We start from the raw sequence: 25,381 nt of genomic DNA, 5'->3' as shown, positions 1-25,381 counted from the left end.
CCTCATAGTCGGTGAGGACGTCGCCGCAGCCATAGAGGATCAGCCGGCCGTTGTGGACTTCGATCGGCTTGGGATGGTGGGAGGAATGCCCATGCACGACGTCGAAACCTGCAACATCGATGAGAGCGTGGGCAAGCGCGCGTTTCGGCGGCGACCTGGTAGCCCCAGTTGCCCCAGTGGATCGAGGCCACTGCGAGATCGCCGGGCCGTTTTATAGCCTGCACGGATCGGGCGATCTGCGCGAGCGAGCGGGCCGAGACATCTGCCAGCAGGTTCACCCCAGGCTTATAGGCTCCGGCTGCCCATGAAGGTGGAACGCCGCTCGTCTCGAGCGCGAAGCCGAAGACGAGCACGCGGCCTCCGCCGGCCAGGTCGATGACGGCAGGCGCGGCCGCTTCGTCCGCGTCAAGCCCGGCCCCGGCATAGGCGAGGCCGGCAAGCCGGAGCGTGTCAAGGGTTTCGACAAGGCCGGGCTCATCCCAGTCGAGCACATGATTGTTGGCGAGCACGCAGCAGTCTACCCGCGCCGCCACCAGGCAGCCGATGTTTGCCGGGTTCATTTTGTAGTTGATCCCCTTGGGCGCCAAGGACAGGCTGGTGGTAATGCTGGTCTCGAGATTGATGATCCGCGCATCGGGCGCTTCTCGGTCCAGTTTGCTGAGCGCATCGCCCCAGACATACGCGTCGTCGACCTTTCTCGGGATCGGGCCATTGACGCGTTCGGCAAGCTCGACATAGGTCGTCGCCGATTTGACATAGCGCTCGCTAAGGTGCGGATCGCCCGGACTGGCGAGGATCTGGTCGATGCCGCGCCCGAGCATGACATCGCCGCACAGGAACAGTTTTGCGCTGCTTCGAACGGGCCGTCCGGCGGCGGCATTGTTCGCGATCTGCGGCATCGCTCTCGGATCTCCTCCGTGCCAACACCCAGTGACCCCAAGGGTTCCAGAAGGGGCAATCACCCCAGGTTTGCGCTGCCCCTCATCGCCCTGCCGGGCACTTCTCCCCGTATAGAGACGGGGAGAAGGGGCACTGCCGCAACCTCGGCGCCTGCAACGTTGGCGATTGGCGAAATCGTTCACGAAGGCGTTCTTCTCCCCGTCACTATACGGGGAGAAGGTGCCGGCAGGCAGATGAGGGGCAGCGCGACGTCGACAATTTGCCGCCGTTCTCCTCCTACGACGACCCTTCTCAGGTCGCCCGGATCAGATCGAGATTGGCCCTCAGCCCCACTTCATCTCGCCGGTGGCGACCTTGGAGCCGATGTCAAGCGCGACGCCCATGCCGAGGCCGGGGAAGCGGGCCTCCATAGCACCCTTTAGCGCGGCCGCGTCCTTGGCCTTGGCCAGCTCTTCCTCGAAGGCAATGAGGTAGGCCTTGGTGTGCTCGACGCCCGAAAGGTCGGTGGCTGCCTGCGGCGTCATGTGGCCGGGCACGACGATTTCAGGCTTGGCGGCGGCGATCTTTTCGAGATTGGCGAGCCAGGCGGCGCGCTGTTCCTTGGTCGGCGTGTCGGCGGTCCAGACATGCACGCCGGAAAAAATCATCACCCCGCCGAACACCGCATTCAGCGACGGCACCGAGAGATAGCGCCGGTTGGCGAGGCCTTCCGCGTCGACGATCTCGATGGTCTCGCCATCGACAGTGAGCGTCTTGCCGCCGAACATCTCGGGGATGACGATATCGGCGAGCGCCTGCGGGCCGTTCTCCTTGAGCTGCGGCCCCCAAACGGCGATTTTCTTGTCGACGCTGCCGTTGATGGCGGCCACCGTCTCGGCGGCGGCGATCACCCGCGCCTGCGGGAAAGCCTCCTTGATCGGCTTGAGGCCGAAATAATAGTCCGGGTCGGACTGGCTGACATAGATGGTGGTGAGCGTCTTGCCGGTCGCCTTGATCGCCTCGGCCACGGCGCGGCCGTCAGAATAGGTGAAACCGCCGTCGATCAGCAGCGCCTCGGAGGCGCCGGTGATCAGCACCGGGGCGCGAAAGAAGCCGTTTTCGCCTGCAGGATAATGTTTCCAGGAAAGGCCTGCGGCTGCACGGCCAAGCCCGGCGGGAGCGAAGACGGCGCCGGCGCCGGCGGCGAGGGTGGTTTTCATGATGGCTCTCCGTGTGAACATTGATGTCTCCTGGGGTGAGAATGCGCATATCGGGCGAGGCGAGCGCATCTCCCGCGCGCAGCTTCGATCTCAGGAAGATGGCAGAGGCGGAATGCGTATTGAAGGCCAACAAAATAGACGTAATGTATGCCATTTCCTGACAATGAGGTCGCATTTGCCATGAGCCACGCATGAACCTGAACCGGCTGGCCTATTTCGCCGCGGTGGTCGATGCCGGCTCCTTCACGCGGGCCGCCGAGCGGCTGGGCATCACCAAGGCGGTCGTCAGCCAGCAGGTGGCGCGGCTGGAGCGCGACTTGGGAATGACGCTGCTGATCCGCACGACGCGGCGCGTCCATCCGACCGAGGCCGGCCGGACATTCCATGCCCGGTGCCTAAAAATCCTGCAGCAGGCCGAGGATGCCTTCGACGAGCTCGCGCAGGCGGCCGCCGAGCCGACCGGCACGCTGCGCATCGCCGCGCCCAACGACTACGGCACATCGGCGGTGGTGCCGGTGGTCGCCGCTTTCAGCGCGCGCTATCCCGCCTGCCGGGTGGAGCTGACGCTGGGCGACGAGACCATCGACCTGGCTTCCGGTGGAATGGACGTGGCGATCCGCGTCGGCTGGCTGGCCGATTCCAGCCTCCAGGCACGACGGATCGGCACATTTAGGCAGTTCATGGTGTACGGGGCGGAGTTCGCCGGGCGGTTCACGGCCGGCGAGCCGCAAGACTTGGCCAGACTGCCCTTCGTCGCCAACATGGCGCTGCGCGAACCGCTGCTGTGGCAATTTTCGCGCGGCGACGACGAGCATCAAGCGGTTCGCATGCAGGCAACGATCGCCATCGACGCAACGCCGGCAGTGCTGGCCGCCGTCCGCGCCGGCGCCGGTCTATCGGTGCTGCCGGATTTTTTGGTGAGAGTTGAGCTGGCCTCAGGGCTGCTCGTCCAGATCCTGCCGGAGTGGCGGCTGCCCTCCGGCGGCATCTACACGGTCTACCCCGCCGCGCGCTTCCGCCCGCCCAAGGTGACTAGGTTTGTTGAGATGCTGATTGCGGCTGAGCAGAAGACGGGGCCGGTCGGGGAGGGCGTGCTGTAAGCTTCGGGCGAGGCGCTGATGGCCGAAACGCTCAGCGCGCCGAGGCCGAAGCTGCCGATCTCCCCCTCAAGGGGGGAGATTGGCCGTCATTGGCGCCTTCGCCAATCACCGGCGTTGCAGGATGAGTGCCAACGCCCCGAACTGCCGATCTCCCTGTGGAGGAGATGCCAAGTGGTGGAAAAGGGGGCAGGCCCGAGGGGCGCTGTCCCGCCGGCTTATCAACAAAATCGTACATGCACCATTACGCGCCATCACGACTTCCCCGTCACAGGCGCATACTCAAGCGCCACCACGCCGTTGCTGAATGACGTGGCCGAAATCAGCTCGAGCGGCACTTGCTCGCCGGGCGGGAACAGCTTCTTGCCCTGGCCGACGGCGCCGGGATAGATGAGCAGCCTGACGCGGTCGACCAGGCCGTGGCGCAGCAACTCCTGCGCGACGCTCAGGCTGCCATGCACATAGATGTTGCCGCCGCTGCCTTGCTTCAGTTCCCTGACCGCTTCCGGCAATGCGCCCTTCAGCAACTCGGCCGGTTTCCAGTCGAGCGCCTTCAAGCTCGTCGACGCGATATATTTCGGCAGCGCGTTGAACCGGTCGGCGAAGTCTCCGGTTTCATTGGGCCATGAGCCGGCGAAAATTTCGAAGGTCGTGCGCCCCAGCAGCATGGCGCCGCTGTCGGCAAGCTCGTCTTCCTTGAACCTTTGCATTTCGTCGTTCCAGGTCACCTCAGGCAGCTTCTCGACCTCGGCAATGCCATCGACGCTGATGAATTCGGTAACGATGAGCTTTCGCATGACGCACTCCTTTGTCAGAGGACGAACCGCGCGGGCCTTTTGCGACAGCTTGGTGAAAAATAACGCGGCGCTTTGTTGTTCTTTTGGTCGGTGTCAGACACAAGCGTCGATCTCAGTCGACCTGGAGCCCGGCGCCAATTCCAACCGGTAGGAGAAGCGCGAAGCGGTGGTGGGCAGTCGGTGCTTGGTTGTCCGCGATGGCCGCTTTTGACCCGAAAGCGACGTCCACACTTCAGATTGCGATCGGCAGCTCTGCGCCAATACCAGTCATTGACGAAGCAGATTTTCTACCGTCGCCTTTGGGGCCGACAGCGGACTGGCAGCTTCGGGCCTCGGATCCTCAATAGCGGACCTTTAGGTCGGTGCAAGTTTCGTCCTGACGTGACCCGCTCCGAACCGTCGTGTCGGTTCGTCGGAGGGGCTGCAATAAAATGGATAGCGGACTTGCAGGCAGGTAACCGCGAGGTCCTTGGTACCCCGTGAAGGATGCGTAATGCGGTCAGGCTGCTTGCCGTCCCATTTGCGGTCGCCGCCTGAGGCGGAAGACGCCTTCTGACGCACCGCCAACCTCCAACGGGGTTGATCCGGACCTGGTGCCGCGACATGTTTGGTGTGAGATCGGAGCGGCGTTTGCTTCAAATGGCCGCTGCCTTTGTTCTCGACGTCGTGGGCCAGGAGAGGTTCATGAGTGCTCTAGCCCAGTGCCGAGCGTTGCTGGCCGCGTTTCTCGCGAGTGTCGCCGCCTTCGTTTCGACATCGGCGCCCGCCCAGGACCGCGCAGCCGAGCGTGCGGCCATGATCGAGACGATAAAGGGACACGCCCGCTCCGGGGCACACAGTATCGATCCGGCGGTGCTCAAGACGATGGGCACGGTGCCGCGCGACCGTTTCATACCCCAGGCGCAGCGCGGCGCGGCCTATCATGACCGGCCCCTGCCGATCGGGCACGGTCAGACGATCTCGCAGCCCTTTATCGTCGCGCTTATGACCGACCTGATCAATATCCGGCCTGGCGACACCGTCCTCGAGATCGGCACCGGCTCGGGCTATCAGGCAGCCGTCCTGTCGCCCCTCGCCGCCAAGGTTTACTCGATCGAAATTATCCCGGAACTGGGCAAGAGGGCAGCGGCACGACTTGCGGTGCCCCGCTTCGACAACGTCGAGGTGAAGGTGGACGACGGCTACTACGGCTGGCCTGAGCACGCGCCCTTCGACGGCATCGTAGTGACCGCGGCTGCCAGCCATATCCCGCCGCCGCTTGTCGAGCAGCTCGCTGAAGGAGGTCGGATGGTCATCCCCGTGGGAGGCCCCTTTGCCACCCAGTTTCTCATGCTCGTCGAGAAGCGACGAGACGGAGGCATCACGACCCGGCAGCTGCTCCCGGTGAGCTTCGTTCCGCTGCGGGGAGGTCCCTCCCGGTGAGAGCGGGCCGCATGCTACCAGTCGGTCTCATTTCGGCAGCGGTTCTCGGTTATGAATTGCTGCTGATGCGATTGTTTTCGATCGTTCAATGGCACCATTTTGCCTACATGATCATCAGCATCGCGCTCTTGGGCTTCGGCGCGAGCGGTACGTTCATTGCGCTTGCCCAGCGCTGGCTAGTGGAGCGCTACCCGGCTGCTTTCGCGGCGTCGGCAGCGCTGTTCGGCATGACCGCGGTCGCCAGCTTCGCCATCGCCGAACGTCTGCCGTTCAACGCGCTCGAGATCATCTGGGATCCGCGACAGCTCGGTTGGCTCGCGGCCAGCTATGCGCTTCTGATCCTGCCGTTCTTCTTTGGCGCGACCTGCGTCGGCCTTGCTTTCTGCCGCCATCCCGGACAGATCGGACGCGTCTACGCCTTCGACTTGGCCGGCGCAGGGATCGGTGCGCTGGGTATCGTCGGGCTCCTGTTCCTGGTCTTTCCATCTACGGCGCTGCGTTTCGTTGCAGCACTGGCATTCGCGGCGGCTGCCTTTGCCGCGTTCGGCATGGTCCGCCATCGGTGGCTCGCAGCGGGCGGCCTTGGGTTGGCAGCGGCGTTCGTTGCAGTATCTCTACCGCCGTCCTGGGTGGCCCCCGAGCCGCATATGTCGCAGTATAAGGGCCTCCGCATAGCCCTGGAGGTTCCGAACGCGCGGGTGATCGAGGAGCGGTCGAGCCCGCTCGGGTTGCTGACGGTTGTCGAGAGTCCGACCGTCCCCTTCCGTTACGCGCCTGGCCTCAGCCTTGCCAATACCCAAGAGCCGCCTGCGCAACTCGCCGTCTTCACCGATGGCGACAGTATTGCGGCGATCACCGCCTATGGAGGCGATCCGGCGAAGGTCGCCTATCTCGACCGGACAACGGCGGCGCTGCCGTACCGCATCCTCGAGCGGCCGCGGGTGCTAATCCTCGGCGCCGGGGGCGGCGAGCAGGTGCTGCTGGCGCTACGCGCCGGGGCCGATACCGTGGATGCGGTAGAGGTCAACCCGCAAATGATCGACTTGGCTCGGAATCGCTTCGCCGACTTCGCTGGCGGTATCTTCAGCCGACCGAACCTGCGCTTGCATTTGGCCGAGGCGCGCGCCTTCGCTGCGACTGCCGGCGGGCGCTACGACCTGATCCAGATGCCGCTCCTCGATTCCTTCAGCGCGGCCGCGGCCGGCGTGCAGAGCTTGCATGAAAACTACACCTATACCGTGGAGGCAATTCGGGATTACCTCGCGATTCTCGGACCAGATGGTGTCGTCGCTATCACACGATGGCTGCGAGTGCCGCCGCGTGACAGCCTTAAGCTGTTCGCCACCGCCATAGCAGCGCTTGAGGCGGAAGGCGTGGCCGAGCCGGGCCGGCACCTGGCGCTGATCCGGAGCTGGAATACCGCAACTTTGCTCGTCGCCAAGTCGCCCTTCAAAGGCGAAGACATTCCGGCCATTCGCAGCTTCGCGGCCGAGAACTTCTTCGACATCTCTTGGGTGCCAGGCATCTCCGCGAGCGACGTGAACCACTTCAACCAGCTCGATCAGGAATATCTCTACGAGGGAGCCCTCGCGCTCCTCGGCCCTGAGCGTGCCGACTTTATCGAGCGCTACAAGTTCGCCATCGCACCGGCCACCGACAATCGGCCCTACTTCTTCGACTTCTTCCGCTGGCGCGCCCTGCCCGAACTCCTAGCCCTGCGTACCCAGGGCGGAGCAGCGATGCTCGACTGGAGCTACCTGATCCTCGTGACGACTCTGGTCCAGGCTGCCATCCTCAGCGCCGTCCTGATCCTCCTGCCGCTATGGATTCGCAGACACGCGCTCGGGAAAGCTTTGCACCGGCTGCGCTTCGGGCTCTACTTCCTTGCCTTGGGGCTAGCCTTCCTCTTCATCGAAATCGCCTTCATCCAGCGCTTTGTGCTGTTCCTCGGTCATCCGTTCTACGCTGTCGCTGTCGTGCTTGCAGGCTTCCTCGCATTCGCCGGTCTCGGTAGCGCCGTTGCCGCACGCTGGGCCGCGGCGGTCGGGCGCGGGTCGGCGGTGCGCGGCATCGCCCTCGCTGTCGGGGTTATCGCGGTCCTGGCTGCCACCTACCTTCTCGCGCTGCCCTCAGTATTCGAAAGGCTGCTGGCGGTCCCGGACGCCGCTAAGATCGCGATCGCGCTCCTTCTCATAGCGCCGCTCGCTCTTTTTATGGGCATGCCGTTTCCCCTCGGCCTCGGGCATGTCGGCGCGCGTTCGGAGACATTCATTCCCTGGGCGTGGGGAATCAACGGCTGTGCGTCCGTGCTGAGCGCGATTCTCGCCACGCTGCTTGCAATGCATGTCGGGTTCTCTGGCGTCGTGATGATCGCCGTGGTCCTTTATCTTGTCGCCCCAGCCTTGCTAGCAAATCGGCTCACGATCCGAACCATGATCCCTTTCCGGTCCTGAAGTTCTTCACTGCCATGGCGGCGCGATCGCCGCAACCGTTATGCCCTGACATATCGGATCTGGTCGTCTTTGATCCCCGAGTAACTTGCCCATTCACGCGTCAGCCGCCGATAGATGAATTTCCAGCCTCTTTTTCGTCCTGACTGATCTGTTTCTTGACCTGAGGCAGGAAGTCGCTTTCGGAGACGTCGGTGCCCCAGACGGCGAGGAGGCTCCGTCGGGGGATTGGAAGGCCGCGCCATCGCCGTCCTTTGAACGATGCAACAGTTCGAACTCGGGCGGCACGTCGAAAACAAACCCAAACCTTTCGATCCCGAACTGCTGCCATTCCTGCGCTCCCGCCTGAGCGAAGGAGAGCATTAGCGCCGAGAAAACCAGCAGGGTTCGGCCCATGGCCCGGTTCTCTTGTTTACCTTACACTAATGTAAACTGCGACAATGTAGGGATGTTCCGTTTTCAAGAATCGCCTCTTCAGTAGCCGCACAGGAGACGATTTTCACTGTCGCCGGAGGTTGGTAGAGTTGCACGTCGCGACCGGAAGAGGTCGCGAAATCGATGCCGCCAGGTGAAGTTCTAAACGGCAGTTTCAGACAGATAGGTTGTGCAGAATCGGCCATTGACGTCCCAACTCGGCAGAGTTGTTTAGCGCTCTAAGTCCGACCTTAATGCATATCCAAGGCTTGGTGCGGGAAACCGGCATCGCCGCCGAACAAGGTCGCGAGTTCCGTGTACTTGGCAAGTGCAAATGACCGACAAGCCTGAAGTCACTGATGCGGGTGAGAACAGGCTGTGTAGGTGCTGCGGTCGGTGACCGTCAACGGATCCGAATGTAAGGGTCTAGGCAGCAGGGCCGCGATACGGTTGCGGCCCTGACGTCTGATTAACCCTTGAGACGATCCTTGATCTTGTCCTCGGTCTTCCCAAGGCCCTTCTTGGTGCTTTCGTCAAGCTTGCCGGCAGTTCCGCCGGCACTCATTTTCTTGTCACCAGCCGGTTTGCCAGGCTTTGCCTTAACTTCGCCGCTTTTCGCAGAGCGCTTCACTTCATCCTTGTTCATGGTTTCTCTCCCATAGCTGGGAAACCAACATGCGCTCTCACTGAAAGTTCCAGTAGCCAAGGAAAATAAGCATGGCCGGCTCCGAAATGGAATCGATCGCACATCTCACGCGTGAACGAAGGAAAATGGGTGCGTCGATGAACGCGTTCGACGGAATGCCAAGATGGCCGGATAGTCGAAGATGCGATCAATTGGGAGCAACTCCGCCATGCCGCCAAGCTCAGGCCCCGGTCCAGGTGGGCAAGATGGACGCGGTGATGTCCAACCCGGTTTCCGCAGCGTGGGATCGACCCGCGTAATCGGCATTTGAATTCCACAGCCGGCTCAGCGATCAGAGGCCTTCCCATCGGCTCGCTGCGCAATCGGCTGCATCTTTGCCCCGCAGGCATCCCTCACGCCTGACGGCGTAGTCGAGCGGTTGGATCGGGCATCATGCCGGAATGGCTAACGCTGACCAACGAAACGGCTCGCCCGATCGTCAAATACTGTGAAGGACATGCAGGCAGGCCGCGCAGATTGACCGAATTTGATTTGCCAGGGAATCGGGCCCCTCCTACGCCCGGCACGTCAGGCGAAGGGGCCACCCCCATCGTTACAACAGCCACAGCCATCACGACGGTGGTCAGCCATCCAAGCCATTTGAGCACCCCGGTGACGACGAACTGCCCGAGCACATCCCGGCGTGTGGCGAAATACATCATGATCCCCATGACCGGAACGGCGACGATGCCGTTGATCACCGCCGTCCAGACAAGCGCCTTTATCGGATTTATCGGCGTGAAGTTGAGCACCGCCCCGATCACGGTCGCGAGCATGATTGTTCCGTTGAAGGCTTTTGCTTTCATGGGCTTTCGCGTCAGCCCGATGGGCCAGCGTAGCGCTTCGCCGATCGCGTAAGCTGCCGAGCCGGCCAGAACAGGCACTGCAAGGAGGCCCGTGCCGACGATGCCCAGGGCGAAGAGCGTCGAAGCAAGGGGGCCGGCAAGAGGGCGCAGCGCTTCCGCCGCCTGTGCCGAGGTTTCTATCTCGGTGATGCCGCCCGGGTGCAGCGTGGACGCCGCGGTCAGAATAATCGCCAAGCCGACGATGTTCGAGGCTGCCATCCCGGCCATCGTGTCGAAGCTTATACGTTCAAGAGCAGCCGGGCCTTGGGCGGGCTAATAATCGGAATGTTAGCATCATGAACCTTTATCCTGTGTTCTCCTATCCGGATTACAACCAGTGTCCGCGAAAGGGGGTCGACTCCGGCCGGTGGCTGAAGGTCAGGTAACGAGGCGCGCTGCGAATGACCGGTAGTGGCGCGACCACGACCTCCAGCGTGGTCCCCGGCAAGGTCTGCTTTCAGGCGGTGGCAAAGCTGTTCTCTACGGCCGAGATGAGGCGCAAAGCTGCCATCCAGCCGCAGCAGTCCAGTCAGAATCTGCCGGGGCAATCGGCAGACCAGCGCCAAGCGGCCCCTGAATGACCGCAATGGGGCCGGAAGCAGTAGGTCCGCTTGTGGTGTAGGAAGGCTGATAGCGGACGTTCAACTCCCAAGTTCCGATGTCGTGAGTGACCCAAAGGTGAGATTTGCCGGTCACCGGTTCCCGTCGTGCGTTCTGGGAGCGCTTCTACCGCAAGGCACTATCCTTCGCGCCAATGAAATGGTCTGGTTCCAAGAGACCCTATTGGCGCAACTTAGCTATTCGTGAATGCGACGTTTGACCAAGGTGGAAAAGATTTCGAGTGGCCAACCCATGAGTGCCCCCTCGGGCATCGAAATGCTCCTTCGCTGGCTTCGCAGGCTGCCGATTCCCAACGATCGCATCGGGCATCTCGTACTGAGCGCCTTCCTGCTCGCGACCGCAAACACCTTCGGTTCCTCCTTGGCGGCTGCCCGGTTTCTATCGACCCAAGGCGGCGAGGGGATCGCGATTTACTACATGGTGTTCGCTCTCGTCTCGATTCCCGCGTGGGTTGTCTATGCCCGAATGATCGACCGCGGCAGCCGTGTTGTCCTGCTGCAGCGGTTCATGGTCTCCGTCATTGTGATGACAGCATTGTTGATCCTCGCCAGCGGGTTTGGCGGTACGGCAGCGGACTATGCGCTCTACGCCGGAATCAGCGTGTTGGAGTCGCTGCTCTACAGCGTCTTCCAAGTGGTGTTGATCGACTATCTGACTGCGCGCGAAATGACGCGTTTTTCGACGCGTGTCGCTGTCGCTTTGTCCGCAGGGGGCATGGTGGGTGGCAGCCTCGCCGGCTTGCTTGCAGGTTTCGTATCGCCCTTCTGGCTGCTCTTCGGCATGCCGCTGATACTGTGCCTCTGCCTCGCGCATCTGGCCTGGCTGTCTCTCCGCTGGAAGCCGGCGGGCGAAAGGGAGGAGCAGGGAGAGTCCGGAATACTTGAAAACCTTCGCAGCATAGGCAGCATGATGCAGGGATTTTTAATAGCAATTCTGCTTTCAACCGCACTTTTCCTGAATATTGTTACGCAATGCATCGCTGAGTATATGGTTTTCAACATCTACACCGACAGTTTTCCGGACGAACAGTCGCTTGCCAAGTTCTTCGGACTGATGAGCGGCGCCCTGAATTTTGTTGGCATGGCGATCGGGTTGTGGCTGACCAGCCCGCTGATGCAACGGCTCGGCATCGCGCGCATGAACCTTGTTTTCCCAGCCGCGTGCGGAGTGAGCTTCATCGCCATGCTTGCCAGTCCGACGCTGCCGGTCGCGATGTTTGCGCACGTCGTCTATGATGGTCTTTCCAAGAATATCGATGCGCCGGTCACGGCAATCAACTACAACGCAGTTCCAGCGCGGTTTGCAAGCCGACTGCGCGCCTTCAACGACAGCCTGATCTATCCGATGGCATTGGCCGTATCCGGGCTGCTGGTCTGGGTGGTGGCGCAATTCGCAGGTCTTTTCGGTGTCGGCGTGCTCGGCGTTGTTCTTAGCCTCTGCTTCCTCGTATGCGGATGGAGTATCGGCTGGCGCTATGTCAGCGGGCTTGTAGGGATACTGCGAGAGGGGGCTGTCGATCTCGATCGCGACGAGTTCCTGATACGCGAAGCATCGGCCGTCGCCGCGAGCAACAGTGCGGACCTCGTCGTGATGCTAAGGGGACAGGACAGAACTGCGACCGAACTTGCTCTGCGCATTGTTGCCCATACCTCGATAGGGCCATTCCTCGAACCAATCACCGAGAAACTCACGACATCGGGCGACGAAACGGTCATCGCCCTGGCTCGTGGAGGCGACCGGCATGCAGCAGATCTGCTGACACTCTGGCCCAATGCGGAACCGGTGCTCCGCGTCCGCATCGCCCAGTACCTTGTGGCAGTGGGGCGAACCCTGCCCGAGGGTCGGGATCAGGCACCGGTGATGATCGCGCTCGATTTGGCTGCACGCCTCGGCAAATCGCCGGAAGCGGCGCAAGCGCTCGTAACGATGGCCCAGTCTCAATTGGAGGTGGCCACGGCACTGCTGCCGATCGCCGCCGCGCGGCGCGACGACGCGTTCACGCCGATGCTCGTCAGCATCATTCGCAATCATGCTTCGCTTGAAGAGGTCATAGTCAAGACGATCGCTGCCCTGCCTTATTCCAAGCCCGGGAGTACTGGTCTGCCCCAGGACCTGCTCGAGGAAGCCGTCCGTTCCAACGACACGGGACGACGAGTGATTGGTTATCAACTGGCGGTGCGAGGAGGCTGGCCGGCGAAGCGTATCGCTGTCGGGCTGACGGATCGGGATGAATCGGTACGCCGCGTCGCAATCGCGGCATTGGTCGCCCGCAAGGATTCCGTGGCAGCGGTATTGCCTATGCTGCGAGACGAGAATCCATCCGTCCGCCTCGCCGTCATCGAGGTGCTCGGCCACGTAGGCGCCACCGAAGCCCTGTTCAGCTATCTGCAGAAAGATGCCTTCCCCCGTATTGACAGGTATCGCCAATGGCGTCAGGCAGTGCCCGACAGCAATCTCGCCTGGGCTGCGATCGCCAGAATTGCAATGGCAGAGGCCAATCAGGCCGCGATCGACGAGGTCCTGGTGACGCTTGCTGCCCTCGGCCACAAACAGACGGTCAGCTATATCCGGCGCTTCCTGAGCGCCCGCGACGAGCGTATGCGTGCTCGCGCGGCAGAGGCAATTACCGCCGTCGACCAGCGGCGGTTGGTGACGCCGCTCATCCCACTGCTTGACGGTGATACGGCCAAGCGTGGCAAGACCCTGCCTCTCAAAACCGTGCTCGATGCCATGAGCACCTCCTCGTTGCCCTGGCTACGCCGGGCCGCTGTGGCTGCACGATCATTGGAGTCCGATATGACGAATGCCGAACACGGTTTGCTCGACCGCCTGCTTTTCCTGCGCAATGTGCCAATTTTCGAAAGCTGCTCGCTCGACGATTTGTATGCAGTGCAACAGGTCATGAAGCGCACCGACTACCTATCCGACGAGGTTATCGTCAAGCAGGGCGCGCATGGCGAGGAGCTTTTTGTCCTCCTTGAAGGCGAAGTCAAAGTGAGACAGCGCGGTCCTTCGGGCTTCACCGACTTTGCAACGCTGAAACCCGGCTCGATGTTCGGAGAGATGGCGCTGTTCGGCGAAGGTGAGCGCTCGGCGGATATAGTTGCGGTCGGGTACGCAAGCTGCCTTGTGCTGGAGCGTTCGCATTTCGAGGACCTTGCCCGGCAGCGGCCGGGTATTCTGCTGCAGATCTGCCGGGTGTTGGGTGGAAGACTCCGTGCCGCGAACCAGAAACTCCATGACCTGCAAACAGCGAAGTCAGCAAAGAGTGGGTTGCTGGAATCCAGTTCTACAGCCCAATCGCGCGGATTGCAGTGATTTTCAGGTAATCGGAATGTCCGTTGCGCGGCGCAAAGCGGACGTTTCGGAACGCCATCGCTCGACGCCGTTTAATTAGCCACAACATCAGCACGAGCGGCCCGCCAGCCAATTGTCGGCTTTTGACCCGATACGAACGTCGAACTTTCGAGGCAATCGGACAACTACTCTTGAACGCTGCCGTCGTCATCTGACCTCGGCAGTGGTCCAGGTCGATCGATCCCAACTGTTTCGCTTGCCGACGCAGTGCCTTTTTTCAGCACGGCAACGTCGAGCAGTGCGGTGAGGGAACCGATTGCGGCGCGTGCCGGCCTTGGTGGTCACCTTTTGACCTCAAGGCCCTTGCCGTGATTGCTCTGCACCGGTAGCGCTGTTTCAGTTCCCCCCACGGGCGCAAAGGTCCGCCGGCAGCGCAATCCAACACGTGGTGTGTGTGTGAGGTCTCTATTGGATGGCGAAGAAACTCAAAGTCTATCAGACCTCCATCGGCTTCTTCGATCTTGCTGTTGCCGCACCGTCGATGAAGGCTGCCGCCGAGGCCTGGGGGGCGGACCCCGACATCTTCAAACGAGGGTTCGCGAAACAGACTGAAGACCCCAAGGTGGTGGCAGCGACGATAGCCATGCCAGGCGTCGTGTTGCGGCGGCCGGTCGGATTGGATGGGGAATTCACCGAAAAGGCGGTGCTTCCGATACCCGAGGGGGATCGGCAGGTTCGGCAGGATCGTGCGAAACGCGCGGACAGCAGCAAGAAAGCCGACGATAAGCCAAACGGACCGCGGCCGGCCGGCAACAGGACGCGACGTTCTGACGCGTGCTGCCGATCGCTTTGCTGAAACCGTCATGCCGATCATCGGGTCATTGCAGAGAGCGGGCATCACCAGCCTCCGCGACATTGCAATGGCCGAAGGTACGCCTGAACAAACACGGATTGCCCTGCTCAGGGACGGCGACTATTTTGGCGAGATTGCACTGCTTAAAAATGTCACTCGCACCGCGAGTGTGAAAACGCTCACCCCATGCACCTTTCTGTCGCTGCAGCGCGAACAGTTTTCATATCTGCTCGAACGTGCACCGCACCTACGGGCGCGGCTGGAACAGGTGCTGACCTCGAGAGAGGCAGAAGGTGAAGCGGAGCGGCCTTTGACAAAGGGTGCTGCACATGATCCTCTGACCCGAAGCGTCGGTTTATCGACGGCATGATCCCGACCGAAGCGGCTATACAGTAATGATGCATCACACAAGCCTTCCCTTCGGAGCAAGATGCTAATTACGATAGTAGAGCCGCATCGTCGATTTCCCGAGTCCAACGAACCATCCGTTACGCAGGAGTTTGCTGATGCAAAACGAAATTGTTTTTGCCCATAATCCTTTTAGCGAGCTGACGGAAGTTCGCGCTAGCGCCTTGCATGGTTGGGGTGTGTTCGCGAGACGACTCATCCCTAAGGGGACAGTTTGGTGGCAGGCGCGTTCGCAAGATGTGCTGGTGATAGAGCGAGATCATTACGAAGCTATTGACTCCTTGCCCCGTACCGTTCTTGTCAATGGGCTTTTGGACGCCATTTTGCATTATAGCTACTACCCGAGTGGTCTTAACCGGCTTATTTTGATCCTGGATGGAGCACAATTCACCAACCATTCATTCACCCCCAACTCCGTCGACGACCCAACCAAACTTCAAAGCTTAGCGCTTCATGATATCGGACCGGGAGCCGAAATCCTGGAAGACTATTCCCACTATGGAAAATGTCCGTGGGCCCCTCTGTATGGCGAATTCGCGAAAGCGATTTGGGAACGGATTTGATGCTGCTGTCACGTTTTTCCGTTGATCTCATTACCAAAACTTGCTGATCAGAACCATGGCCCCATTTTCGCTTTCCGGCCCGCGCGCAGTGTCGGCCATGTCGCTCAGGGGGCTTTCCGGAGCCCGGAACGCGACCATTTCTCGGATTGCCTCTTGCTCGGCCTCGTGCGGGAGGTGTTCGCCTTCGCCTCCGAACGTCCGAAAGGGGACCGACTGCGGTCGGTCCTCTTTCAGGACATTAGATAGCCAAGTTGCCATTGCCAAAAAGGTCGCTTCGATAGTGCGACTATGCGGCCTCAAGAACAAATGGCGAGCGCACATCTGAAAAATTGCGGATTGTTCAAAGGATTCGAAGCTTCTTATAACGAGCCGTCTACACTAGTTCAGTCTGCGGTGCGAAGCGCAATCCGAAGAGGTTGTTGGATTTCTCGCTAGGCTCTTCGAGGTTCCAACCCTTAAGAGCCTGTTGCAGTTGCGTCGGCTGTTCGTTCTCGACTTGCTGCACGATAGTCTTTTCGGGGTCACCGATGCGGTGATTGTTCGGATCCCAGCCCAACGCATGAACGTTCTCGAGGTTCTCCGCTCTGCCAATGACGGCAAATCCATCTGGATAGATCGCACCTCCGGATGCTCGCGCACTGGCATAGAGCCCATCGTCGATCGGACCGAGGTTCGCCAAAGAATCTGCCGGGGGAAGACTTGCTTACCCGCTTCATCGCGACGCTTGATCGGGATGAACTGGAACGGGCACGCGATTTGGTGGAGGAGGCGCTCGCCGATTGATCGGTGAATGGAGGCAGGGTCCGCTGACTTTGCCTCCTAAAACTTGCCTGGTCAGGACGGTGCTGCTGCGAGGCCTTAAGACTATGTGCCGCCGCAACGAGGAAGATGGTTGCTTCGGTCGTGCTCGGTATTTTGACGATTCTCCCAATTGTTTAGCATCTGTTAAGTTAGTGCGTGGAGCGGCATGACTCGGTCCGAGCTAAATGATAGCTTTGATTAGATTCAGACGGAGGGGGACATGGCCGCAAACAAGCGCCTGTCGGCGACACCGGTCGAGAAGGTGTTCGAGCACGGCTTCTACCCGCTGAAGGGCGGCTTCAAGGCGATCACCGAAAATCCGTTCGAAATATGCAGCCAGTGGATCGAGGTCCTGCCGACAGACCAAGTAGTACCCGTTCCCGTGCAGTACGACCCGAGGACGGGCCGACAACTGGCACCTGGAGGAACGGGATCGGCTTCACCTCCAATTCCGCCTCCACCCTAATGATCGTCGAGTTAGGGGAATGATATCCTGGAGTGCTGTGCCATAACCCGCCTCGTCGTACACGTGCGAGATGTGAATGGAAGGGAATACACCCCTCAATGGTTCGTTGCCCGTTACAATAGCCGCCCATCGCAAGGTGCTGTTGCGGTTCCAGCTTTCGCCAGGATTGCTCCTGGTGTCCCAACCGATCTTCCCATCATCGACAACGCGGTCAATCTTACGGTCGGGGCCGGCGCCCCCGGATTTTCTGGGGAGACGTTCAACGTTCGAAGGGTCGGCGACCAGTGGCTGGCTGATTCCCGGGCGGCAGCGATCAGTATGCAGGGCGAGACCATTGTTGTGGACGTTGTAGACGGGACAGTCAGGCTCGCCCCCACTAGCTTCATCCCGCCCGATCAAACCGTGAAGGAAAACCCCAACGCACTGCTCTGTGAACCAGGACAGGGGTGGATCTACTACGGAGCCTGGCTTAGCAATCCCGCGATCAACCTTCTCAGGAATCCTGTGTTCTTCGATACCAACGCGCCCACAGGTTACCCCTTCGACGTCAAGGGCGTACAGAACGAAGGCACCGGCAATCTCATTTTTCTTGAATTCGGGTTTGAAACCACAATAACGGCTACGCGCGGACCGCGTTTTCTTATCGCAGTTTGGGCACCGCGCGCTGTTCTCGGCAACACCCCGCAGATTATCGTATTCTACACTCCGCCAACGAAGCCCACGGACTACCCCGCCGACTCTTACCCATTCCTCTCGCGATACCCCTACTTTCCGAGTCCCGATGTGTCCGCCAAACCTACGATAGCAAAGGAAATTGTCCAGCCTTACGCCTACCTTGCCATCAACTACCTATTGGCTGGCTACAAAATAATCCCTCAACTCCAGGCCGCAGGTCGCAATCCTATTGTGATATTCCCCATTCACCCCAGCATGGACTGGGGCCCTCTCGGCACCCAGGCAGGGTTGACCCGGCTTACTAAAGAAGTCGTTCGTTACCTCTATGCGCGACAACTCGTATCTAGCCGTGTCGCCCCCACGGCGCGCGTTTCGCTCGACGCCGGCCGGGTATCCATTTTTCCGAAAGAGGGCCTATTCAATAATGAGCGGATTCCCAACTCTTGGACCCTCACTGTCTCAGGCTTCAGCAATGGAATCGACCGTGTTTTGGATCTCTGCACACCGCGCCAGATCAACGACAAACTCTATGACCCAAAAATATTCGCATCCCCAGAGGCCACACTCGTCGAAAGTTGGCGGGAAATCTGGGACATTGATGGCGTCGCCGATAACGGAGAGGGTGCCGGACGCCACCTGAATACTCTCCGCAATTGGCTAAAGCAGGACCGCCGGCGCGTCCGCTCCTATCACTCAGGCGAAGGCATGAGGACCGCGCCTAGGAGCCTTGTCGAAGCATCCAGAATAACATCGAGTCCCGCACCTCCTTTTAACGGCGTCTATATCGAGGAAGGCACCAGTGCCGACAAAAACGCGACCTGGGTGGGATTCTCAAACCAAGCATTAAGGCCAAGCCCTTACGACGCTCACCACACGGTCCCTGCCGTCGCTTTCGGCCATGCAGCCCAGTTTGCGCTGCCGTGAGACGTTGCTGAGGTGTGCCTCCTCGCGGTCCACCCCCCCTCAAACCTGGCAGACAGTGGCAAGCGCGATTGAGGAGTCCTCACTGCCGCCAGCGACCCTGCCTAGCCAATTTGTCCACGCCGCCTAGTATGAGTTATCCGAAAAGCTTTGTCCCGTCTTGATCGGACGTAACCCCTGAATCAAATGTCCAGTGTCAAGGTCGGTACGTATTCGGCGGCGACGATCTGCTCGGTGGGCAGCACCGTAATCCATTGGCTGAACACTTCGTTTGCTGGTAGTGCCGCGTCGAAGCCGCCCGATAGGGGATCGAAGCCGGTTTCGAAAACCTTGTCCGACGCCAAAACGGTTTCGATATCCACCGTGGCGGACATCCGATCAGCGATGATCGTGAGCACTTCACCGATTGTCTTGCCGGCGAACTCGGCGTCACTTGCTGCCGCACCGAGATAGGGCGAGTCCCATCCATCGTTCTCATGGCCCTCGATGGCACGAAGCCAGTTCAGCGCAGCCGTTTCCCGTCCCGGCCGGATCGGGATCACCGCCTTGACCCAAGGGGCATTCAGGAAAGCATTGCGGAGGTTGTCCCCGTCGAGTTGCATTAGCCAACCCAACGAACTGCCGAGTTTGGCGGGCGTGGAATCCTCGGTGATCCGGTAGTTGTCCTGACGATGGACTCCGCCCCATGACAGCACGTCGTCCGTCTTCACGGCATATGGTTTTCCAGCCACGGTCTGATCGAGGTTCAACTGTCCGAGCCGCCGCTGGGGCATCCACCATTCCGGGGCGACAAAGTAGAGCATGGCGTCGACATCGAATATCGCGCGCACGAGTTCGGAGCGTACGTGGCTCAGCCTTCGGTTCGCCTCGGTGTCCGGTAGTTTCCAGCTATCGAGCATCAGTCGCTGGATCAGCTTGCGGTAGACGATTGTTCGTTCTTCCTCGCGTAAGTCCCACGATGGCCGGGGCTTGATACCGGCGGCGTCCTTGATCCTCGAACGCACATCATCAGCGAAAGCGCGCCTGGCGAGCGCTTCCTTGTCGGCATCGTACTTGGCCAGTGAGAGTTTTTTCTTGGTTTCATAATCCGCATTCGCGATCGCGCCTGGAGCAAATACAAGTTCGACATCCAGGTTCACGACGTTTTCAGAGCCGTAATTGACCTGTTGCATAATCAGTGTGACGCTGTTCGCGGCAGTGTTAACGGCGACGGATTTGACCTGTGCGATCTTGGCGCCCTGTGGACCGAGCACCCGTACATCCTCTGTCAGCACATATCCCGGTGCCGGCGGATCGAATGTAAAAGTGAACGGTCCGAATATGGACTGGCTATCGTCGTCGTTCTCGTTGCCCTTTATGATGCTGAGATGTTTTCCTTTATACTGACTGTTTATTGTCTCCTCATAGGCGTACTCGTAAGTCGATGAAGTATCCATGTAGTCTAGAATTGGCAAATAAGGGATAGGTATAACCACCTTCTTGGTAATGTTAGCAGGAGCCGGCACGTCGGCAGGGTCCTTGAGGCTCGAGAAGTCCGGCGACTGGGCGAAGTGCACCAGCTCCGAAAGGCCGACGGTTCCGCCGGGGTCGTCGACAAAGATCTGCCAGCAGAGCCGGCTGCCAATATCCTGCATCTGCACGCCGACCCGCCGCATTTTTCGGCGGAGTTCGTAATTGACGAGTTTTTCCGATGAATTCTGCAGGACATAGCGACGGCTGCGCATGTCGGTCGTCTCGGTGACGGTGCGAAACACCGATTTGAAATTGTTTTTTATTTCCGACGAAAGCTTTTCGCTCTGCTCGCGCGATTGTTTGTGGCTTTGCTCGCGGGCGTCCTTGCGGGTGCTCTCGATGCCGAACGTCGCCGAAACGGTGCCCTGGTAGACGCCGTAATTCACGGTATTGGTGTTGGTCACGCCAAGCTTAACATTGCTGCCATTCTCGGACTTGATCGAGTCGGCCAGCTCATCCTTTTGGGTGCTTGCGGTCTCACCGCGCGTGGTCGTTTCGCTTGCTGTTTCCAGCATCTTCTCGACGAGGACCCTACGCGTGCTGACCTCGACCAGTTCGAGCGTGGTCCCGGGCGCTAGCCAGACATGCTCCACCGGCTCGCCAAGGAACGATCCGAGATCGAAAAAATACTGACGGAACAGGTGCACCATCCCGACCGGACTGAGCGACCCGGTCGCGTCGCTCGGATTGATGTGGGCCAGCGGATCGGCGGGCCGCAAGATTTCGTCCAAAGTGGGGGCGACCTGAACGCTGAACAAGGCGAGGAGACCGTTTGGATCGAGGCCGCCCTGCCCCTCTGCCATCGCGACCAGGAAGGAAGCGATCTGCGACTCGTATTGCATCAGGTGCAATTGCGTCTGCTTGGCGATGGCCATCGCCGTTTCCGACGGTTGTTGGCCGTCGGCGTCGCGCAGCAGTTGGTCGAACAGGCGCTTGCGATGGATGTCGTTGACTATGCGCAGGTCGCCGGCGTTCGCGTCCATCAGGTTGTTGATGTCGATGATCTGAGTCCATTCGGCTCCGTTGGGAAGCTTACCGGCGTGAACATCGACGAAGGCTTGCACGCGGGCGGCGATGAGGCCCACGAGTTCGGCGCCTAAGTCCTTGGTGACCAGGACCTTGGACGGCGACCTGCCCGAACCTGGTTCCATCGGTTGCGCAAGGAACTCGAGAGGGTGAGAGTTGGCCACGTCGGTTGGTCCGGGCTTGATGCGCCCGTCGAGCACCCGCTTGACCTGGGGATCGAACAGCGCTCCGCCCTTGCCGAGCCACTTCTTGGTCAGGTTGGACTGCCAGCCCAGTAACGGCTGGTAAACGCCGTAGTGTTCGCTCGCGTAAGGCGAAACTCCCTTGGACTTGTCGACGTCCTTTTTCAGGTCGAACATGCTCGTGTCCCCTCCATGCGGCTAAGGCGTCGGACGCAGTCCGCTGGTGCGCGCGGCGTGGCCGAAAGCGAAGTTTGGAATGGTGTGGTGAGCGTCGGCCATCTTGGCGTCGCTGGAAGCCGCGAAGTTCATGAAGGCGTTGCTGAAATAGACCGCCGAGCAGCGCTCGTCGACGCCATGGGCCTCCTCGGCGAGGACTTCGCCCTTGTCGCCCTTCATGGTGTTGACGACCGGCGTGGCGCCGACAGTGGGGCGAAATCGTCCGTGACCGTCAGTTCGGCCGCCGCCGACCAGGTCGTGCCGACCGTGTATTGGGTCTGATAGACGCGTAGCCGGAAAGCCGCCCCAACGCTACACTGCTGGAAATGCCGTTTCAAAAAAAGGCCGACATAAGGGTCGCCGGAACCGGTTCAAGTGTTAAAGCTATTGGAGCATGCATCAAGTGGACCTAATAGTTTTGCCCCTTCATCGCACAATCTGCCTACCTAGTAATTAAGTTCGACTCTCGAATTTGACTGACTTCAGTACTGAACTGACGCAGATGGGACCTGAGGCTAAGCGCGGGTTATAGAGGCAGCCCGGGCAGCGCAAAAACATCACCGCCGCCCATCATCCACCATTACCTGCCAAGGCTGGGCTGCCATTCCTTCGGAAGGGCGGCTCGGTTTACGTCCTATCTCCGTTTCATGCATCTGCTTGAGCCGCACACGTTGGCCGGCTGCGAAGTTCTCGACAATCCTGCGCCACGTTCCCTCGCCGATGCTTGTTGGACTATGCTGGGTTGAACCCTAGCACTCCAGAACCTGCCCGCTACCCGACGGCGGCGTACTCACCGTCGATATCGGTTCAATCACTGACATCGCAGCGGTCTATACGCCCGACGGCACGCCGATGGCGGGGCACCGGACCTGTGAGATTTCTCGCGGGTCGGTCCGACCACGATTAACGTGCGGCGTTACGAGGGTGCATGTGACCGAATGGCCGTTTCTAGGAAAGCCGCCGCCGTTCAGGAACGGCGAAGAAGCGGCGCATTGCCGCCATTCGAAAGGTCGGAACCGAAGGTCTCCGATGGGTCACGCCACGACGATAGTCGAACCGACCTGAAGGTCCGTTATTAAAGATCTGAGGTCTGAAGCTGCCAGTCCGCTAACGGCCCCTAACGCGACATTCGGAGATTGGCGCGGCGATGGCAACTCATGGCGCAAATCGGCCGTAGATCACGGCATCTAGCAAGAAATCTCGGACACGCCCAAGACCACATCTATCCCTCTTGCCATCACCGCATTCTTCGCCTAATTTCCTCTCTGAGAAAACCTTTTCCCAGCTGGCCAATCTCCGCTGACCTCACCCGTCGAGGCCCAAACGGGACATAAGAGAAAAGCTTTTCTCAAAATGGAGTATCAACACCAGAATCATGGCGTCCGACGTTCAGCCAACGCCCGTTTTTGCCAAGCCTGTCACCCTCCGCGAGGTGGCAGCGCTTTCCGGTGTCAGCGTCGCCACGGCATCGAAGGCGCTCAACGGGCAGGGGCGGATGACTGCCGAGACGCGCGAGCGTATTCGCGAGACGGCGCAGCGTCTTGGCTTTCGCCCCAACAGCCTGGCGCAGAGCCTATTGCGCCGGCGCAGTTTTACCGTCGGGCTTTTGACCAACGATACCTATGGCCGCTTTTCGCTGCCGGTCATGTCGGGCATTTCGGATGCGCTGGTCGACAAGGGCGTCTCGGTGTTTTTGTGCAATGTCGAGGACGACCAGCGCCTTGGCCAGCTCCATGTCGATGCCATGCTCGACAAGCGCGTCGACGGCATCATCGCCACCGGCAAGCGCATCGACCGCCACCTGCCGGTCGACCTGTCCAATCTCGGCGTTCCCGTGATTTACGCTTTCACCCAGCCCGACCCCGGCGCCGTCGCTTTCGTCTCGGATGATGCCGGCGGCGCGCGCCTAGCGGTCGAGCACTTTTGGCGGCTTGGGCGGCGGCGCATCGCCCATGTCACCGGACCGGCGAGTTTCGCGGTGGTGCACGCGCGGGCACAGGCCTATCGTGACGTGCTGACCGAGAAAGGCTTGCCGGTCATGGAACCATCGCTCGGATCGTGGTCGGAAGCGTGGGGTCACGAGGCGGTGAAGAAGCTCTTCGACGGCCCAAAGCTCTTTAACGGTAAGGGCGAAAAGCCCGATGCCGTCTTTTGCGGCAACGACCAGATCGCGCGCGGCGTCATCGATGCGCTGCGCGAGCGCGGGCTTGGCGTGCCGGACGATGTCGGCGTCATCGGTTTCGACAATTGGCAGATCGTGGCCGAGGCAACCCGCCCGCCGCTGACCTCGGTTGACATGAACCTGACGGCACTCGGGCGCGAGGCCGGGCTTACCTTGCTTTCGCTCGTCGGCGGCGAACCCGCCGAGCCGGGCATCCGAAAACTGCCGTGCCGGCTGGTGGTACGTCAGTCATGCGGCCGTCCGCCGGGCGGCTGAACAAAAACACCGCGCGGGGAGCGCGGTCGCAGGAAAAAGAACCATGAGGAGGAGAACATGAGGACCATCATTACCGGGCTCGCCTTTGCCGCGAGCGTATTGGGCGCGCTGGCAACAGTCGGACCGTCCGCTGCCGCCGAGACCGCCAACATCTGGGTCCGCGCCGACGGCTCGAATTTCATGCCGCGCATCGTCGATGCCTTCAACAAGGGGCATGAGAACCAGGTCAAGCTGGACATCATCCCCAATGCAGAGATCATCCCGAAATATGGCGCTGCCGCCGCCGGCGGCACAGCACCCGATGCGCTCTCGCTTGACCTGATCTACACGCCGTCCTTCGCTGCCGCCGGCCAGCTGGAAGACATCACCGAATGGGCGAAGTCGCTGCCTTATTTCAACAGCCTGTCGCCGGCGCATGTCAAAACCGGCACCTACAAGGGCCGCATCTACGGGCTGCCGTTCTCCGCCGATAGCTCGGTGCTGATCTGGAACAAAAAACTGTTCAAGCAGGCCGGCCTCGACCCTGAAAAGGGTCCGACCAACTGGGCCGAGATCGAAGCCTATGCCGAAAAGGTCAACGCGCTTGGCGGCGATATCAAAGGCTTCTATTTCTCCGGCAATTGCGGCGGCTGCAACATCTTCACCTTCACGCCGTTGATCTGGGCCTCGGGCGGCGACATCCTCACCGAGGACGGCTCGAAGGCGACGCTCGACAGCCCGCAGCTGCGCGGTGCCATCGACCTCTACCGGTCGATGGTCAAGAAGGATCTGGTGCCGGCAGGCGCGCAGACCGACACCGGCTCCAACTTCTTTGCCGCCTTCGCCGCCGGCAATATCGGCATCTCGCCCTCCGGCGCCTTCGCCATCGGCGCGCTGAACACCCAATACCCGGACATCGACTATGGCGTCACCTTCCTGCCTGGCAAGGATGGCGGCTGGTCGTCCTTTGCCGGCGGCGATAATTTCGTCGTCACCAAGGGGACCACGAAGGTCGCGGTGGTCAAGGAGTTCCTCGATTTCGCCTATTCGCTTGAGGGCCAGACCATACTGGCGAAATACGGCAGCCTTCCCGTGCGCGGCGACATCGCCAATGAGGCGCTCAGGGATCTCGACCCGCGCTACAAGATCGCCGCAGAGGCCATGGCCAAGGGCCGCACGCCCTATTCGGTGGTGTTCAACGACCTGATCAACTCCGCCAACGGTCCTTGGAACCAGATGGTCAACGAGGTTTTCTTCGGCGAAGACGTCGATGGCGCCATCGCCAACGCGCAGGAAACCATGCAGTCGATCATTGACTCGGCGCCGCAGCAGTAAGCGCCGGCTTACCTCCCCCTCGAGGGGAGGTCGGACCGCAGGTCCGGGTCATCTCGGCAGTGCTCGACGTTCTTTTCCGTCGGCGCACCTCGCAGGCGACCCCACCCGCAGCACCCTTACCTCCGCCTTGAGGGGAGGTCGGACCGCAGGTCCGGGTGGGGTCGCCTCGGCAGTGCTCGACGTTCTTTTGCGTCGGCGCGCTTCGCGGGCGACCCCACCCCCGGCCTTCGGCCGGACCCTCCCCTCAAGGGGGAGGGGGACGTAGCGCTAACGGAAAAAC

General features: G+C 60.6%; 18 protein-coding genes and 2 pseudogenes. 12 read left to right on the top strand and 8 right to left on the bottom strand.

Going from position 1 to position 25,381, the window contains the following annotated elements:
- Positions 1-64: 64 nt before the first annotated feature.
- Positions 65-821: pseudogene (locus NKH36_RS27095) on the bottom strand (CapA family protein); the annotation flags it as partial.
- A gap of 402 nt (positions 822-1,223) precedes the next feature.
- Positions 1,224-2,120 (bottom strand): MBL fold metallo-hydrolase, encoded by an 897-nt coding sequence (locus tag NKH36_RS27090; protein WP_352960131.1) that lies wholly within the window; start codon positions 2,118-2,120, stop codon positions 1,224-1,226.
- Between the two features lie 170 nt (positions 2,121-2,290).
- On the opposite strand from NKH36_RS27090, the gene NKH36_RS27085 reads away from it, so the two are divergent.
- The gene (locus NKH36_RS27085) at positions 2,291-3,199 is read left to right on the top strand and encodes a LysR family transcriptional regulator (RefSeq protein WP_352960133.1); all 909 of its coding nucleotides are present in this window, start codon (positions 2,291-2,293) and stop codon (positions 3,197-3,199) included.
- Between the two features lie 251 nt (positions 3,200-3,450).
- Here NKH36_RS27085 and NKH36_RS27080 read toward each other — a convergent pair whose 3' ends face one another.
- Entirely contained in the window at positions 3,451-3,993 is a 543-nt protein-coding gene (locus tag NKH36_RS27080; RefSeq protein WP_352960135.1) for a dihydrofolate reductase family protein, read from the bottom strand.
- A gap of 684 nt (positions 3,994-4,677) precedes the next feature.
- Here NKH36_RS27080 and NKH36_RS27075 point away from each other — a divergent pair.
- On the top strand, positions 4,678-5,415 hold the full coding sequence (locus NKH36_RS27075) for a protein-L-isoaspartate(D-aspartate) O-methyltransferase (protein ID WP_352960137.1): 738 nt from the start codon (positions 4,678-4,680) through the stop codon (positions 5,413-5,415).
- Between the two features lie 107 nt (positions 5,416-5,522).
- Entirely contained in the window at positions 5,523-7,868 is a 2,346-nt protein-coding gene (locus NKH36_RS27070; protein ID WP_352960139.1) for an SAM-dependent methyltransferase, read from the top strand.
- Between the two features lie 880 nt (positions 7,869-8,748).
- Here the strand turns inward: NKH36_RS27070 and NKH36_RS27065 are convergent.
- Both NKH36_RS27065 and NKH36_RS27060 read right to left on the bottom strand, forming a co-directional pair.
- Positions 8,749-8,925: a hypothetical protein gene (locus NKH36_RS27065; protein WP_023799002.1), complete on the bottom strand. Its 177-nt coding sequence runs from the start codon at positions 8,923-8,925 to the stop codon at positions 8,749-8,751.
- Between the two features lie 581 nt (positions 8,926-9,506).
- Positions 9,507-10,082, bottom strand: a pseudogene (locus tag NKH36_RS27060) (NRAMP family divalent metal transporter); the annotation flags it as partial.
- 128 nt (positions 10,083-10,210) lie between these two features.
- On the opposite strand from NKH36_RS27060, the gene NKH36_RS27055 reads away from it, so the two are divergent.
- From NKH36_RS27055 to NKH36_RS27035, 5 genes are all read left to right on the top strand, one after another.
- Positions 10,211-10,390 carry a hypothetical protein gene (locus NKH36_RS27055; RefSeq protein WP_352960142.1) on the top strand — a complete coding sequence of 60 codons (180 nt, stop codon included), beginning with the start codon at positions 10,211-10,213 and terminating at the stop codon, positions 10,388-10,390.
- 244 nt (positions 10,391-10,634) lie between these two features.
- Positions 10,635-13,748 (top strand): MFS transporter, encoded by a 3,114-nt coding sequence (locus NKH36_RS27050; protein ID WP_352960215.1) that lies wholly within the window; start codon positions 10,635-10,637, stop codon positions 13,746-13,748.
- Between the two features lie 451 nt (positions 13,749-14,199).
- The gene (locus tag NKH36_RS27045) at positions 14,200-14,583 is read left to right on the top strand and encodes a hypothetical protein (RefSeq protein ID WP_352960144.1); all 384 of its coding nucleotides are present in this window, start codon (positions 14,200-14,202) and stop codon (positions 14,581-14,583) included.
- Between the two features lie 7 nt (positions 14,584-14,590).
- Complete coding sequence (locus tag NKH36_RS27040; RefSeq protein WP_352960146.1) at positions 14,591-14,950, top strand: cyclic nucleotide-binding domain-containing protein; 360 nt, start codon at positions 14,591-14,593, stop codon at positions 14,948-14,950.
- Positions 14,951-15,086: 136 nt separating this feature from the next.
- On the top strand, positions 15,087-15,551 hold the full coding sequence (locus NKH36_RS27035) for an SET domain-containing protein-lysine N-methyltransferase (protein ID WP_352960148.1): 465 nt from the start codon (positions 15,087-15,089) through the stop codon (positions 15,549-15,551).
- Between the two features lie 373 nt (positions 15,552-15,924).
- Here the strand turns inward: NKH36_RS27035 and NKH36_RS27030 are convergent, their stop codons facing one another.
- Positions 15,925-16,230, bottom strand: a complete 306-nt coding sequence (locus NKH36_RS27030; protein WP_352960150.1) for a hypothetical protein — start codon at positions 16,228-16,230, stop codon at positions 15,925-15,927.
- Positions 16,231-16,572: 342 nt separating this feature from the next.
- On the opposite strand from NKH36_RS27030, the gene NKH36_RS27025 reads away from it, so the two are divergent.
- Together NKH36_RS27025 and NKH36_RS27020 are read left to right on the top strand one after the other, a co-directional pair.
- Positions 16,573-16,818 (top strand): hypothetical protein, encoded by a 246-nt coding sequence (locus tag NKH36_RS27025; protein ID WP_352960152.1) that lies wholly within the window; start codon positions 16,573-16,575, stop codon positions 16,816-16,818.
- Positions 16,819-16,890: 72 nt separating this feature from the next.
- Entirely contained in the window at positions 16,891-18,417 is a 1,527-nt protein-coding gene (locus tag NKH36_RS27020) for a hypothetical protein (RefSeq protein ID WP_352960154.1), read from the top strand.
- 179 nt (positions 18,418-18,596) lie between these two features.
- Here the strand turns inward: NKH36_RS27020 and NKH36_RS27015 are convergent, their stop codons facing one another.
- Both NKH36_RS27015 and NKH36_RS27010 read right to left on the bottom strand, forming a co-directional pair.
- Positions 18,597-21,311: a hypothetical protein gene (locus NKH36_RS27015; protein ID WP_352960156.1), complete on the bottom strand. Its 2,715-nt coding sequence runs from the start codon at positions 21,309-21,311 to the stop codon at positions 18,597-18,599.
- Between the two features lie 21 nt (positions 21,312-21,332).
- The gene (locus NKH36_RS27010; protein WP_352960158.1) at positions 21,333-21,530 is read right to left on the bottom strand and encodes a hypothetical protein; all 198 of its coding nucleotides are present in this window, start codon (positions 21,528-21,530) and stop codon (positions 21,333-21,335) included.
- Positions 21,531-22,725: 1,195 nt separating this feature from the next.
- Here NKH36_RS27010 and NKH36_RS27005 point away from each other — a divergent pair.
- Positions 22,726-23,787 carry a LacI family DNA-binding transcriptional regulator gene (locus NKH36_RS27005; RefSeq protein ID WP_352960160.1) on the top strand — a complete coding sequence of 354 codons (1,062 nt, stop codon included), beginning with the start codon at positions 22,726-22,728 and terminating at the stop codon, positions 23,785-23,787.
- Between the two features lie 57 nt (positions 23,788-23,844).
- The gene (locus tag NKH36_RS27000; RefSeq protein WP_352960162.1) at positions 23,845-25,101 is read left to right on the top strand and encodes an ABC transporter substrate-binding protein; all 1,257 of its coding nucleotides are present in this window, start codon (positions 23,845-23,847) and stop codon (positions 25,099-25,101) included.
- Positions 25,102-25,381: the final 280 nt, after the last annotated feature.

This window comes from Mesorhizobium sp. M1312 (assembly GCF_040318115.1).
Classification (GTDB): domain Bacteria; phylum Pseudomonadota; class Alphaproteobacteria; order Rhizobiales; family Rhizobiaceae; genus Mesorhizobium.
Note: the sequence above shows the minus strand (reverse complement) of the source record. Positions and strands in the feature narration are given on the sequence as shown.